A 13,663-nucleotide genomic window follows, 5' to 3' on the forward strand; every position below is an offset into this window, starting at 1 on the left:
TTTTCTAGTGTTGCTGATTTAGAAGCTTGGTTAAACCAACAATCAATCTAATTCATTATTACTACACCTGGCGACTAGAAGTCGCGGCTATACAGACTTGTGTTGAGCATCTCGATTTCGCTCGATGGAGCCGGAGTCGAAATACAAAACCCACCTTTGTGGGTTAAAAATTCTTGATTTACTCTTAGTCCACGGAGTTGGACTTTGTTTGTGTAGTAGCAAATTCTATTCGCCTAATACTTTTCAAACTATACCTTCAGTATAAAAAAAGTTGCTAATAACCAATTACTAGTAAGGCTTTCATCATAAAAGTAAGCTAAACTCTTATAGCCAAGTATTGCCTAAAAATTTCATAATTAAAGATAGAACATCCCAATGGAGAATATAAAAATGCTAGAACAATATCGTAAACACGTTGCCGAAAGAGCAGCACTCGGTATTCCCCCTTTACCATTGGATGCGAAGCAAACCTCAGAATTATGTGAATTACTGAAAAATCCGCCAAAGGGTCAAGAGGAGATATTATTACATTTATTGCGCGATCGCGTTTCTCCTGGTGTTGATCCAGCAGCTTATGTCAAAGCTGGATTTCTCACCGCGATTGCTAAAAAGGAAATCACTAGTCCCTTGGTTTCGCGCATAGAAGCGGTGCAATTGCTGGGCACAATGATAGGTGGTTACAATGTGCAAGCTTTAATCGATTTGCTGCAATGGCCCACCGTATCCGTCTCAGACTCATCTGAAACACCTTTAGTAATGGGTGGACAAGGAAAGGAACCCATTTCCGCTTATGCCGCCAACGCCTTAAGCAAAATCCTCTTAGTGTATGACGCTTACCACGATGTTTTAGAGTTGTCTAAAACCAATCCTTTCGCCAAACGGGTGATTGACTCTTGGGCGGAAGCTGAATGGTTTACCCTTCGCCCCACAGTACCAGAAGCGATTACTGTCACCGTTTTTAAAGTTCCAGGCGAAACCAATACCGACGACTTATCACCCGCCCAAAGCGCCACAACTCGCCCAGATATTCCTTTACACGCCTTAGTGATGTTAGAGTCACGGCAACCGGGAAGCTTACAAACCATTGCCGAACTGAAGAAAAAAGGGCATCCTGTAGCTTACGTGGGAGATGTAGTTGGTACAGGTTCCTCGCGTAAATCTGCCATCAACTCGGTGTTGTGGCACATGGGAAATGATATACCTTTTGTGCCAAACAAACGCGCTGGGGGTTATGTTTTAGGTGGTGCGATCGCGCCTATTTTCTTTAACACAGCTGAAGATGCCGGTGCTTTGCCTATTCAGTGCGATGTCACCAAACTCGAAACTGGCATGGTAATTACCATCCATCCCTACAAAGGCGAAATCACTAACGTTGCAGGCGAAGTCATTTCCACCTTTGCCCTCAAACCTGACACCATCCTCGATGAAGTCCGCGCAGGTGGACGCATCCCCCTACTTATCGGACGTACCCTCACCGACAAAACTCGTCTTGCACTCGGTTTAGAACACAGCACAGTCTTCACCCGTCCTCAGCAAGCCTTTGATACAGGCAAAGGCTACAGCCTAGCACAGAAAATGGTAGGTAAAGCTTGCGGATTACCTGGTGTGCGTCCCGGCACATCTTGCGAACCTATCATCACCACCGTTGGTTCTCAAGATACCACAGGCCCCATGACCCGCGACGAATTGAAAGAACTCGCTTGTCTTGGTTTCAGTGCAGACTTAGTGATACAAAGTTTCTGCCACACAGCAGCTTATCCCAAACCAGTAGACATCCAAACCCATCACGAACTCCCCGATTTCTTTGCTTCTCGTGGCGGCGTCGCCCTCCGTCCCGGTGATGGTATCATCCACTCTTGGTTAAACCGGATGCTGCTACCCGACACCGTGGGAACTGGCGGCGACTCTCACACCCGCTTCCCCTTGGGTATTTCCTTCCCTGCCGGTTCTGGATTAGTGGCTTTTGCAGCCGCCTTAGGTGTGATGCCTTTAGATATGCCAGAGTCAGTTTTGGTAAGATTTAAAGGTGAATTACAACCAGGTATCACCCTGCGCGATGTCGTGAATGCCATACCCTACGTAGCAATTCAAAAAGGTTTGCTGACAGCAGAGAAACAGAACAAGAAAAATGTTTTCTCTGGGCGAATTCTGGAAATAGAAGGTTTGCCAGATTTAAAAGTTGAACAAGCCTTTGAACTCACCGATGCTAGCGCCGAGCGTTCTTGTGCCGGATGTACAATTAAGCTGAGTGTAGAGACAATTTCTGAATATCTGCGTTCCAACGTCGCGCTGCTGAAAAATATGATAGCACGGGGCTATCACGATCCGCGTACCATGTTGCGCCGTGTGGCAAAGATGGAAGAATGGTTAGCAAATCCCGTGTTATTAGAAGGCGATGCCGATGCTGAGTATGCCGAAATAATTGAAATTGATTTAAACGAAATCAAAGAGCCAATTGTTGCTGCTCCCAATGACCCCGATAATGTTAAGTTATTATCGGAAGTTGCTAATGATCCAGTGCAAGAAGTATTCGTCGGTTCTTGTATGACAAATATTGGTCATTACCGGGCAACAGCGAAAGTTTTGGAAGGTGCAGGTGAAGTGAAAACTCGCCTGTGGATTGCACCACCAACGCGCATGGATGAACACCAATTAAAAGAAGAAGGTGTATATAGCGTTTTTGGGGCTGCGGGTGCGCGTACAGAAATGCCAGGATGCAGTTTGTGTATGGGTAATCAGGCGCGAGTTGCTGATGGCACAACAGTGTTTTCTACCTCTACCCGCAACTTCAATAATCGCATGGGTAAAGATGCGCGAGTGTATCTTGGTTCAGCAGAATTAGCCGCAGTCTGTGCGCTGCTGGGACGGCTTCCCACAGTGCAGGAATACTTAGATATTGTGGCGAGTAGAATTCATCCTTTTGCCGATGATTTGTATCGGTATTTGAACTTTGATCAAATTACTGGTTTTGAGGATGAAGGGCGCGTGATTGCGTTGGAAGATATGCCGAGGCTTGAGGATATATTGGGTATGCCAGCTAGTAGTTTGCGTTAGTAAGTAAAGTAGGGTGGGCAATGCCCACCTAATTTTTATTATCTGGGTAAAAGTGCCAGCAAAAGATATCTACCATAATGCCGTTAAAAATGCCTTAATTAAAGATGGCTGGACAATTACGGCTCATTCCTATCCAATTAAATATGCTGAAGTTAAACTGTTTGCAGATATGACTGGTGAAAAAACTCTGGCTGTAAGTAGACAAAAACAGCAGTTAGTATAATTTAAGCTAAAGTGAGTCTTGACTTTAGGAAATGATATGATTCATGGTGAAAATATACCCAAGCTTGATAAAGTTAGGGTTTAGTATAATTATTAGGTAGAGTGTTTTTTTTTGAGACTCACCTTTAACTTATCTCACTAGTAAAACTTGGTCGGATTAGTTAAAATAATACAAAAATATCCGATATTAAACTTTAACGAAAACAAATTGTAAAGTTATGGTAACTCAATTAGAAATTACAGATGAACGCAAAGAAAAGGCTGAAGAAGAAATTCGTGAAAAAAGAAAGCGTGTTGACTACAACACCTTAGAATACCCTATAGAAGTAATTGTTCAAAAGTATTTAGATGGCAGAGATGAAGATGAAAATGAATTCTTTATTCCAGATTATCAACGAGAAATGGCTTGGGATGAAGATAGGCAATCAAAATTTATTGAATCTGTAGTATTAGGTTTACCAATACCTTATATTTTTGTTGCTGACATATCAGAATCAGAAGATTTAGCGCGGTTAGAAATTATAGATGGTACACAACGTATTCGTACTTTAACAAGGTTTATTAAAAATCAACTTAAATTAAATAATCTGAAAAAATTAGAAACTCTTAATGGGTTTACTTTTGAAGATTTGCCGGCACAACGCCAAAGGCGTTTTAACAGAACTACTATTAGAATGATTCAATTAACAGAAGAAGCAGATGAAGAAGTCAGAAGGGATCTTTTTGAAAGAATTAATAGTGGTAGTGTTGAATTAAATGAAATGGAGAAACGCAGGGGAAGTAAACCAGGAAAGTTTCTCGATCTAATTGAAGAACTATCAAGAAATAAAAGATTTAGAGATTTATGCTCTTTTACTGAACCTGAAATTGATAAAAGAGATCCACAAGAATTTGTCTTACGTTTTTTTGCATTTTTAAATAATTATAAAAATTACTCTGGTAGAAAAGTTCATGAGTTCTTGGATGACTATTTAGAACAAGAAAATAAATCTAATTCTGTAAATATTGAGACAATGAAAAATGAGTTTTTTTTAATGTTAGAATTTGTGGGAAAGTATTTTCCTAATGCTTTACATATTTATCGGAAAATAAAAAATCGCTATGAACCAACAACTCGAATCAAGTTTGAATCAATCTCTGTAGGTATTGCTTTAGCATTAAGAGAAAACCCGAATCTAGTCCCAAAATCAAATGCTTTTCTAGATTCTAAAACATTTAAAGATTGTACTCAATCTGACGCAAGTAGTTCTCAAAATAAGGTTACTAAGCGTATTCATTATGTTCGCGATCAGCTTCTAGAGAATTAATGAAAAGTACATTGTTTCAAGATTTTGATGAACGCGCTCAAGAAGTTAGTAGATATTTTTTATTTTTGAAGAATTTAGAGCAAGGTTCAATTAAATTAAGCATGGGCAATGCTAAAAATACAAAAACTAAATCAATAAACAATGGTTTAGAAAAAACTCTTAAAGCAACAGGATTTTTGTTGCTCTATAATCTAGTTGAATCCACGATGCGCAATGCAATTACAACAATTTTTGATGAATTTCAAAATAAAAATACTTCTTTTGATGATGCCACAGATAAAATTAAAAAAATTATTATTAATAACTTCAAAGATAACAACTCTACTGATACTCTTTTACAGAGTATAAACAATATTTCATATGATATAATATCTAGCAGTTTTGATAAAGAGAAATTATTTTCAGGTAATATTGATGCAAGAAAAATACGAAAAACATCTGAGGCGTATGGTTTTTCATGTAAAACAAATGCTAAGAAAACTAAAGACGGTAGCGATTTACTAACAGTTAAGACTAATAGGAATGATTTGGCACATGGTTTTAAATCATTTGAGGAGGTTGGTAGGAATGCTACTGCGGACGAATTGTTGGAAATTCAAAAAAGAGTTATTTCTTATTTAAAGGCAATATTAGAGAATATAGAGAGTTATCTATCTAACAAAGAATATTTAAAATAGATTGCTTCAGCGATTCCCTCACTAATAAATCTTTATGGACTTTAACACAACAGTTTTGCGAAAGAGTGCGGGTTATTGGGTTGCTTTATGCTTAGAAAATGGACTGGTAGGACAAGGGATAAATCAAGAAGCAGCAATCAAGCAATTTAATGAAGCGATCGCCTCTTTTTTGGGAGTCTATAAAATCGAACCTAATATTTATCATCCTTCACTCACTATAGACTAGTTGTCACAGACTTTTTCTTCCAAGTCACTTCACGCGGCAGTCCAACGCAAACAGAAATTAATTTCATAGAAGCACTGATAGAAGACGACAATCCAAAGTGAATTAATGTAGCAATTTTAGGAACTATTCAATTTGCTGTCTAAGCGATGGTGTTAGAATCATTAGTCCCCTGACAATCTCTTCAGGAGTGGCTGTGCCATCTATCGTCTTTTGAGCGATCGCTATCACTTCCAAAGCCAGGTTCGTGGGAATTCCACTTGCTTCTAACCGCTTCAATTCCAAAATGTCAATGCCTGCTGCTAATCCATCCAAATACTCTTCTACACTCACTCCTAAATCTTCAATTTCCGACATGGGTATAATTAGTTTTTTGTTTGATTTTTATATTCAAGCATCTATTACGTAGTTTCACCACGACTTTGCCTCCCCCTGCCCTAAAAGCGTACCCTTTGGGGATCTTGCTACGCGTAGCGTCCCGCAGGGATGGGATATTTTTTTATTTGTCAGTCCCTTAAATATGTTCTTGTTGGGGGCGTAACCTGTTAATCGTAGCGGTCAAAACTAGGATAATTGCCAAAACTAACACACCATTTCTGAGCATTGAGTTATCAAAGTGTTTAAGTGCGATCGCTACCAATGCCCAAAGTATTACTCCTGTATAAGCGATGTCTCGACGCTGGATGACTATAACTGCTGCAACTGCTGTTGCTATAGATACCATGACGAGAGTCCAGATTACAGCAGAAATCCCCCAACCGTTCCACCCATGAAAAGACAAGGCAGACGCTACGTTGACAATGGTCGCTACGCTAATCCAGCCTAGATAAATGCTGATCGGAAAGTGAATACACCATTTTTTCAGCCGAGGTACACGCGATTTGCCAATTTCTAACCGCAAATAAACACCGATCAAGGGCAACAGAATCAAGAGCATTGCAATTACAGAAAGAGCAAAAAGCCGAGACAAAAACAGATACACCCAGATACTTTGAGCAACACAGGCAATAACCAATAGATAAGCTGTTTTACGTAAATCAGCCTCATCTCGTTGGTCAGGTAGAGCTTGGTATACCCCAAAAGCAAATAACCCAAGGTAAATCAGCCCCCAGATAGCAAAGGCGTAATTAGCAGGGATAATCAGGACATTTTTAAACAAAGTATTGGAAATTTCCCCTATACTGAGTCCATTGAGCGGAAAAATGTTCGATACTACGTTGATAATAAAAGCACCAAAGATTGCAGCTAAAGTAACAAGCTGCCGCCAAAAATCCCGGTAATTGCCTCTTGTGGACTGTTGCATAGGATGTTAACTCATATCTTTGTGTGCTTTTAGCTTACATCTGAAAAAGAGCAACGCATATAAACCACAGGCATATCGAGCAACTTCTAAGAAAATTAGATAGTGAAGCGCAAGGCAAGCTACGCATATTACAGCCAGCAGATGCTAAATTCGACTTGTGGCAAGACTTTGAACTCTTTAAGCATTTAGTTGTTAAAAATTATTCATCATGAGCTTCAAAACAGTAGTCTTCTATGGTTCCTACAGGAGCGATCGCCAGGGCATTAAAGCTGCCAGATTCATGATTGATCAGCTTAATCAAAGAAACCATGAGGTGATTTTTGCAGATGCAAAGGAGTATGACTTTGGCATCTTAGACCGGATGTATAAGGAGTATGGCAAAGGTCAGGCTCCTGCAAAGATGGAAGAACTAGCAGAGCATATCCGAACAGCAGACGGTTTTGTAGTTGTTGCGGGAGAGTATAACCATTCCATTCAGCCAGGATTGAGCAACCTGATGGCTCACTATCTAGAAGAATACTTTTTCCGTCCGGCTGGTATTGTTTCCTACTCAGTTAGTAGCTTTGGAGGAGTGCGGGCAGCTATACAGTTACGCGCTTTTCTGTCAGAGATGGGAATGCCTACTATTTCAAGTATTTTTGCCATTTCTAAAATTGGGGAGTCTCTTTCTGAAGCAGGTGCTTCACAAGAAGCGGCTTTGACGAAGAGAGTTGGTCAATTTTTGGATGAATTAGAGTGGTACGAAGAAGCTTTGCTTCGACAAAGAAAAGAAAAAGGAAACCCGTTCTAATCAAGTCAAAATAAGTTATGTATACAACGTATTCTATGATCATTGAAAAATCTCTTTGTTAGCAAAATGTACAAGCGTAGTTACGCCATTCTAGGAACTGGTGCATTAGGTGGTTTTTATGGTGCAAAACTGCAAAAAGCTGGTTTAGATGTCCACTTTTTGCTCAAGAGTGATTATGAATATGTGAGTAAATCTGGTTTGGTTATTGAGTCAAAAGATGGTGATTTCGCCCTGACTCAAGTCAATGCTTACAATGATATAGAAAAAATGCCACAATGCGATGTGGTGGTGGTAGCACTAAAGACGACACAAAACCATTTATTGCCGCAGATGTTACCGCCACTCGTCAGGGATGATGGGGTAGTGTTGGTATTGCAAAATGGACTGGCGCTGGAAGAAGAAGTTGCCAAAATAGTTAGCAATGTCAGCATTATTGGTGGGTTGTGTTTTCTTTGTTCTAATAAAGTCGGAGCAGGACATATCCGCCACCTCGACTATGGAAAAATTATCGTAGGGGGATATGCTTCTGGCTATGATCCTACTGGGATTACAGATAAGATGCGGCAAATTGCCGATGACTTTACTAGTGCTAGTATCTCAATAGAATTAGTTGAAGACTTATTACTAGGGCGATGGAAAAAATTGGTGTGGAATATTCCTTATAATGGACTGTCTGTAATTCTCAACGCTAGAACAGATGAGTTAATGTCCTATGTCCACACCCGCAAATTAATTGAACAGTTGATGTATGAAGTTACAGCAGGGTCGAAAAGTTGCGGACGCATCATTCCTGATAGCTTTATTCAAACAATGCTGGATTACACCTTGAACATGAAGCCTTATCGTACCAGTATGAAAATTGACTACGACGAAAGGCGACCTATGGAAGTAGAAGCAATTTTCGGGAATCCATTACGGAAAGCGCAAGCAGCAAGTGTAGATTTACCGCAGATTAGCTGTATATATCAGCAGCTAAAGTTTTTGGATGAGAAAATAAGAGTGGGAGATCGGGAAAACGCTTAATTTTTTCTACCACTCTGCACTTTGTCTAACGCCAAGAATCAAGTTGACATCTCGGAATATAGATACCCGCGTGGTAGGGCTATCAACCCCACGAATTAGTTACTTGAGGTTGAGCAGGGCAATCATGATCCCGTTTGATTGCAAAATCCGCGAACAAGCAGACGAGGTATTTATGCAACGCCCCATTAGGAATTACGAATTAATCCGCAGTAAACTTCACCAAAGCTATGATCGGCATGAATCTCAATCACTAGATCAACCACTGTCGCATCTTTTACCAACGGCTTGATGAATAATTCCGGGTGAAGCGATCGCCAAAAATAATTGACAAATCGCTCTATCTCTGCATTGCTCATTCCCGATTTACCCGTAGCAATCATCTGCTGTTCCGCCTGTTTGCGCCACTCCAAAGAACAGCGATAATCAGTTGGATATAGCACAATTAAGCTGTCTAATCGCTCCCACAGTGGTAAATAATCGTGGAGGCGACAATTCATATCACGGGCAAATGCTTTATCTTCATCTGTGACAATTGGCGGCGGTGCAGTATCAAATATATCTGCGTTAATTGGTTGTACACCCACAAACCAACCTTCAAATAGTACAATATCTACACCTGTGACAATTTCTGAAGTAGTGCGATCGCCAGCACCTCCACAAGCAGATTTATCAAAGCGGGGAACCATCACAGGATTTTGCAACTGGCGGATTTGGTCTAGTACATTTAAACCTAAATCTACATCGTGGGTTCCTGGTGGGCCGCGCCAAATCAAGCGGGGATCTTGCTGTGTTAAAAGTAAGCGATCGCTGTAAGTTTTATATAGGTCATCCAAAGATAAACTCACAGTCCGGTATCCCAATTGATCGAGAATCAAGCTGAGAACCTTAGACATTGTGGTTTTACCAGTGCCTTGTCCTCCCAATATTCCTTGAATTAGGGGGCGTTTTAACTGTTGGCGCTGCGATGCTAGTTTGATTCCCAAAGGCAGCCACAAGTCCCACAACACCTGTAACATTTCCTTGGGTTCGATTTGAAGAGTAGTTTGGCAGAGTTGGCTAAAAGCTGGTAAGACAGATTTTAGTAAATGCGATCGCCTTTCGATCACTTCATCGACATTTTCCGGCGTGATCCCAAAAGCTTTTGCCCTTAACCTATCTGCCAACGCTGCTTTTCTTGCTTGCTGCTTCTCCATCTCCCTACGATCCCAGCTTAAAGGCTTCGAGAAACAGGCTGTAGATGAAACCAACTTTCAGGAGATTTAGTGAGTCTACCAAGAGCGATCGCCTTGACAAAAACCTGGGACTATAAAATATCCTACTAGTAACTTCCGTCAACAGTACTAAAAAAGCAGCTACTACGATATCCAACACACCCTCTTGACCAGCTGTAGTGGAAACTGCGTTTCCCAGAAAAAAACCGAACAAAAAACTAATTATCAGCAACGATAGTCGCCGCCAAGGATTTAAAAACCATTGCCCCAAGCGTGTAGCAATAGCATCGAATAAATTATTGAGACGAGTGTTTTGCATCAGATAGACTTTTGGGGAAAAGTCAAGATATCTTGAAATATCTCTAGATTCAAAGAGGATATTGGTTTTAGCCTCAGCTTGTTTGTTAATATTATAGATATCTGCTGGGCTTTCAGCGTTGATTCAAATTTGCACATCCTATCATGTTTAGGCAAGTATAGCCCCTTAAAAGGCTGCTTATTCTAACGCAAGATGAAATATGCATCTTAGATTTATCTAAGGTTTTGGCAAAAAACGCCTTGTTAGGGCCGCTAGTGGTTTCACGAAGTTTTTATTTTTCTTTATACAAATGAATTGGCTGGCTCGGTATCTAATTTTTTTGTTTTTATCCAAGCCTACGGTCAAAACACAAAGCGATGGGTATCTTTACCCCAAGTTTATCAAACATCAGGGAAATTATTTCCTCCAAATATTTTCTCATCAAAATGATATTTATAATACATTGGTATCGCTAATTGTAGGAAAGTTTATATTAGATTACTTTCTATGATTCCCTTTTGGGATAATAGGCTACTATTTGGTCAAGCCTAAACAAAATATTTATTTCTAATAACTATCAATATGAAGTTCTCAGTATATCGTAACCTCGGTATTACAGTTTTTTGCTTGGGACTGCTTGCTGCTCTGGTGGGATGCTTTGGAGTGAGCGTATCCCTTGAGTCTACAAACCCAGATACATCTTCACAACCGCCGACTGAAACTACTCAGTGGGAGACGGCTTTATCTACACCTGTTTCACCTGATAAGGGTATTTCCGCTAATCTATCAACTCCAGCAACTACCTCAAGCAATCAAGTAGAACATAATAATATTTTGGCAGAGCGTGATAAATCAGCTAGCAAAAGTAAGGATCAAGGAACTTTGCGAATGAGCAATCAAACAAATCAGCCTGTACGGTTGGCTCTACTGGCGCGACAGTCGCTCGCAAAAGGCTCTGGGACTAAACAGGCTAACTATGATGTCCCGGCACATTGGGATTTTGCTCCGCAAGAAGGTAGTGAAAAGGGACTGATTTTATCTCTACCTCAAAATAATTTAAAGCTGGAGAAGGGAGATATTTTAGTTGCTTTCGCACAAGATGGTTCCCGTCGTTATTGGGGCCCCTATATTGTCGGCGAAACTCAATTACCTAAATGGAATTCCCAAAATAGAGAATGGCAACTAGTGCTGAGTCCATAGTCGATATTGAGTAGTAGTACTGTGTCAACCGAAAAATGACGGGTAAAGGTGGGGAGTAGGGAATAAGGAGTGGGAAAGAGTTTTTTCTGTTTCTCAAATGTCTTCATATCCGTCAAAATGTATTTGACAGACTAGTAGTGGCCTGTCCCAAAAGTTTTGAGAGGTTAGTGGTGTTCAGATCCCCGACTTCTTGAAGAAGTCGGGGATCTAGCAGCCCCGCAAAATTAATTGGATAGACCAGTAGTGTGTTGGAGAAGTTTCTTTGGCGACTTAGAACAACTGGCGTTACTGAACAGGAAAAAGTGTAATATTATTGAATTCAAAACTCCGAAGAACAAAATATAGATAATCAACGACTATTGAGTAGTGATTGTTGACTATTGACTAATGAGCATGAAATTGAGTGTTAAGCACACTGTTGATCAGTGGTTCAACAAAATAGCAAAGAATCCAGCCCTTGGTGTAACTGTGTCAATTTTGTGGTTGATATTGATTGGCTGGATAGCTTTTGGGTGGAATTTGGGCAATATTGGCTTGATTGATGAGACAGAGCCGTTGTTTGCCGAAGCTTCCCGCCAGATGTTCGTCACAGGTGATTGGATTACCCCATTTTTCAATGGTGACACTCGTTTCGATAAACCTGCTTTAATTTACTGGTGTCAGGCGATCGCTTATGCAATTATAGGGGTGAATGAGTGGGCAGTACGCCTTCCTTCAGCGATCGCAGCATTCGCCTTAGTTTGTTTAGTTTTTTATACCATACAGTGGTATTTCGCTAAACAAGACGAACTAGAGCAAGTTTCACGTCCTACTCGCCGCTACAAAACATCTTTTATAGCAGCAGCGCTCATGGCACTCAATCCCGAAACTATTATTTGGGCGAGAACTGGTGTCTCTGATATGCTGCTCACCGGATGTATGGCATCAGCTTTGTTATGTTTCTTTCTAGGTTATGCAGAGAAGGGAGGGACTGGGGACTGGGGACTGGGGACTGGGAGACTGGGAACTGGAGGCAGTGGACTGAGTAGTGGGGAGGAATTTTCCCAATCCCTAACCCCTAATCACCAATCCCGGAGCGAAGCGACCTCTCCATTCCCTAATAAGTGGTATTTAGCTTTTTATGTGCTGATTGCTGGCGCAATTTTGACTAAAGGCCCGGTGGGAATTGTTTTACCAGGGCTAATTGTTGCCGTATTTTTGCTTTACGTGGGAAAATTTCGAGAGGTGTTGCGAGAAATGCGCCTTCTCGTGGGTGTATTGATAATTTTAGGTTTATCAGTGCCCTGGTATGCTTTAGTAATTTGGCGCAATGGCTGGAATTATATTAATGCCTTTTTTGGTTATCACAACCTAGAACGCTTTACAGAAGTAGTTAATGGTCACTCAGCACCTTGGTATTTTTACTTTTTAGTAGTGTTGCTGGGTTTTGCGCCTTACTCAGTGTATTTACCACTCTCTATAGTAAGATTAAAGTTTTGGCAGCGATCGCACTGGCGATCCCTTGAACGTTTTCAACAGTTTGGTTTATTTGCCTGGTTGTGGTTTGCTAGCATCTTTGGCTTTTTCACCGTTGCTGTTACCAAACTCCCTAGCTACGTGTTGCCTTTAATGCCAGCAGCAGCAATCTTGGTAGCCTTGTTGTGGAGTGACTTTTTCCAGGATACAGAGGCTAGGCAAACAATACCTGTTTCTTCCTCTCCCACTCCTCCCATTTCCCCCTCTTTTCTCCGAGTGAGTGGTTGGGTGAATGTAGTATTTTTATCAGTTCTGTCTATAGCACTGTTTAACATAACCCACATATTAGGTACTGATCCAGCTATAAGCAACTTCCACGAACAAATTCAACGAACTGGTTTACCAGTAATAGCCGGGGTAATGTGGCTAGTTTGTGCCGTTTTAGTTGCAGCTTTATTAATAAATCGCCAATGGAACCAGGTTATTGCTATTAATTTAATCGGGTTTGTGGCGTTTTTAATTTTTGTTTTAACGCCTGCTTCGTTCTTTATTGATCGAGAACGTCAATTACCCTTAAGGGAATTATCTGCGGTCATTCTAGAAGCAAAACAACCAAATGAAGAATTGATCATGCTTGGCTTCAAAAAGCCTAGCGTGGTATTTTACAGCCACATTCATGTAAATTATTTAAGATTTTCCCAAGAGGCTATAGAGCATATCAAAAATCAGGCTGCCAAAGGACTAAAACCTGCCTCAGTACTGCTGTTGGCCGAACAGAAAAAGTTTTTACAAATGGACTTACAGCCAGATCATTACAAGAATCTATCAACCAAGGGTGCTTATAACTTGGTTCGAGTTCCTTTTAAGAAAAAGAAAACTGAAAAAATGGATATATCTTGA

13 protein-coding genes are annotated in these 13,663 nt (G+C 40.6%); 9 read left to right on the forward strand and 4 right to left on the reverse strand.

The annotated features are described in order from the left end of the window. Nucleotides 1–390 precede the first annotated feature (390 nt). The 5 genes from acnB (at nucleotide 391) to VE944_RS20655 (ending at nucleotide 5,486) form a co-directional block, all read left to right on the forward strand. Nucleotides 391–3,054 (forward strand): bifunctional aconitate hydratase 2/2-methylisocitrate dehydratase, encoded by a 2,664-nt coding sequence (acnB, locus tag VE944_RS20635; RefSeq protein ID WP_324981262.1) that lies wholly within the window; start codon nucleotides 391–393, stop codon nucleotides 3,052–3,054. 52 nt (nucleotides 3,055–3,106) lie between these two features. Next, complete coding sequence (locus VE944_RS20640; protein ID WP_324981168.1) at nucleotides 3,107–3,277, forward strand: element excision factor XisH family protein; 171 nt, start codon at nucleotides 3,107–3,109, stop codon at nucleotides 3,275–3,277. A gap of 217 nt (nucleotides 3,278–3,494) precedes the next feature. After that, the gene (locus tag VE944_RS20645; RefSeq protein ID WP_324981170.1) at nucleotides 3,495–4,583 is read left to right on the forward strand and encodes a DUF262 domain-containing protein; all 1,089 of its coding nucleotides are present in this window, start codon (nucleotides 3,495–3,497) and stop codon (nucleotides 4,581–4,583) included. Next, the gene (locus VE944_RS20650; protein WP_324981173.1) at nucleotides 4,583–5,260 is read left to right on the forward strand and encodes an MAE_28990/MAE_18760 family HEPN-like nuclease; all 678 of its coding nucleotides are present in this window, start codon (nucleotides 4,583–4,585) and stop codon (nucleotides 5,258–5,260) included. The genes VE944_RS20645 and VE944_RS20650 overlap by 1 nt, the downstream gene beginning before the upstream one ends. A gap of 34 nt (nucleotides 5,261–5,294) precedes the next feature. After that, on the forward strand, nucleotides 5,295–5,486 hold the full coding sequence (locus VE944_RS20655; protein ID WP_324981176.1) for a type II toxin-antitoxin system HicB family antitoxin: 192 nt from the start codon (nucleotides 5,295–5,297) through the stop codon (nucleotides 5,484–5,486). 123 nt (nucleotides 5,487–5,609) lie between these two features. Here VE944_RS20655 and VE944_RS20660 read toward each other — a convergent pair whose 3' ends face one another. Both VE944_RS20660 and VE944_RS20665 read right to left on the reverse strand, forming a co-directional pair. Further along, nucleotides 5,610–5,840: a hypothetical protein gene (locus VE944_RS20660; RefSeq protein ID WP_324981178.1), complete on the reverse strand. Its 231-nt coding sequence runs from the start codon at nucleotides 5,838–5,840 to the stop codon at nucleotides 5,610–5,612. A 157-nt stretch (nucleotides 5,841–5,997) separates the two neighbouring features. Beyond that, the gene (locus tag VE944_RS20665; RefSeq protein ID WP_324981181.1) at nucleotides 5,998–6,786 is read right to left on the reverse strand and encodes a tryptophan-rich sensory protein; all 789 of its coding nucleotides are present in this window, start codon (nucleotides 6,784–6,786) and stop codon (nucleotides 5,998–6,000) included. A gap of 208 nt (nucleotides 6,787–6,994) precedes the next feature. Here VE944_RS20665 and VE944_RS20670 point away from each other — a divergent pair, with 208 nt between their 5' ends. Both VE944_RS20670 and VE944_RS20675 read left to right on the forward strand, forming a co-directional pair. Then, on the forward strand, nucleotides 6,995–7,576 hold the full coding sequence (locus VE944_RS20670; RefSeq protein ID WP_324981184.1) for an NADPH-dependent FMN reductase: 582 nt from the start codon (nucleotides 6,995–6,997) through the stop codon (nucleotides 7,574–7,576). Nucleotides 7,577–7,642: 66 nt separating this feature from the next. Continuing rightward, nucleotides 7,643–8,599 (forward strand): putative 2-dehydropantoate 2-reductase, encoded by a 957-nt coding sequence (locus tag VE944_RS20675; protein WP_324981187.1) that lies wholly within the window; start codon nucleotides 7,643–7,645, stop codon nucleotides 8,597–8,599. Nucleotides 8,600–8,784: 185 nt separating this feature from the next. Here the strand turns inward: VE944_RS20675 and VE944_RS20680 are convergent, their stop codons facing one another. Then, nucleotides 8,785–9,792: a glycerate kinase gene (locus tag VE944_RS20680; RefSeq protein WP_324981190.1), complete on the reverse strand. Its 1,008-nt coding sequence runs from the start codon at nucleotides 9,790–9,792 to the stop codon at nucleotides 8,785–8,787. A 4-nt stretch (nucleotides 9,793–9,796) separates the two neighbouring features. After that, nucleotides 9,797–10,129, reverse strand: coding sequence for a DUF565 domain-containing protein (locus tag VE944_RS20685; protein ID WP_229554466.1), 333 nt, complete (start codon nucleotides 10,127–10,129; stop codon nucleotides 9,797–9,799). Nucleotides 10,130–10,690: 561 nt separating this feature from the next. Between VE944_RS20685 and VE944_RS20690 the strand changes: the two genes are divergently transcribed. Both VE944_RS20690 and VE944_RS20695 read left to right on the forward strand, forming a co-directional pair. Continuing rightward, on the forward strand, nucleotides 10,691–11,308 hold the full coding sequence (locus tag VE944_RS20690) for a hypothetical protein (RefSeq protein ID WP_324981194.1): 618 nt from the start codon (nucleotides 10,691–10,693) through the stop codon (nucleotides 11,306–11,308). Between the two features lie 387 nt (nucleotides 11,309–11,695). Further along, nucleotides 11,696–13,663, forward strand: a complete 1,968-nt coding sequence (locus tag VE944_RS20695; RefSeq protein ID WP_324981196.1) for an ArnT family glycosyltransferase — start codon at nucleotides 11,696–11,698, stop codon at nucleotides 13,661–13,663.

It is taken from the genome of Nostoc sp., assembly GCF_035638895.1.
In the GTDB taxonomy this organism is placed as follows: Bacteria; Cyanobacteriota; Cyanobacteriia; order Cyanobacteriales; family Nostocaceae; genus Nostoc.

Coding starts and splice junctions, on each gene's coding strand:
- acnB (WP_324981262.1), top strand. CDS start 391: ATGCTAGAACAATATCGTAAACACGTTGCCGAAAGAGCAGCACTCGGT.
- VE944_RS20645 (WP_324981170.1), top strand. CDS start 3,495: ATGGTAACTCAATTAGAAATTACAGATGAACGCAAAGAAAAGGCTGAA.
- VE944_RS20650 (WP_324981173.1), top strand. CDS start 4,583: ATGAAAAGTACATTGTTTCAAGATTTTGATGAACGCGCTCAAGAAGTT.
- VE944_RS20655 (WP_324981176.1), top strand. CDS start 5,295: ATGGACTTTAACACAACAGTTTTGCGAAAGAGTGCGGGTTATTGGGTT.
- VE944_RS20660 (WP_324981178.1), bottom strand. CDS start 5,840: ATGTCGGAAATTGAAGATTTAGGAGTGAGTGTAGAAGAGTATTTGGAT.
- VE944_RS20665 (WP_324981181.1), bottom strand. CDS start 6,786: ATGCAACAGTCCACAAGAGGCAATTACCGGGATTTTTGGCGGCAGCTT.
- VE944_RS20670 (WP_324981184.1), top strand. CDS start 6,995: ATGAGCTTCAAAACAGTAGTCTTCTATGGTTCCTACAGGAGCGATCGC.
- VE944_RS20675 (WP_324981187.1), top strand. CDS start 7,643: ATGTACAAGCGTAGTTACGCCATTCTAGGAACTGGTGCATTAGGTGGT.
- VE944_RS20680 (WP_324981190.1), bottom strand. CDS start 9,792: ATGGAGAAGCAGCAAGCAAGAAAAGCAGCGTTGGCAGATAGGTTAAGG.
- VE944_RS20685 (WP_229554466.1), bottom strand. CDS start 10,129: ATGCAAAACACTCGTCTCAATAATTTATTCGATGCTATTGCTACACGC.
- VE944_RS20690 (WP_324981194.1), top strand. CDS start 10,691: ATGAAGTTCTCAGTATATCGTAACCTCGGTATTACAGTTTTTTGCTTG.
- VE944_RS20695 (WP_324981196.1), top strand. CDS start 11,696: ATGAGCATGAAATTGAGTGTTAAGCACACTGTTGATCAGTGGTTCAAC.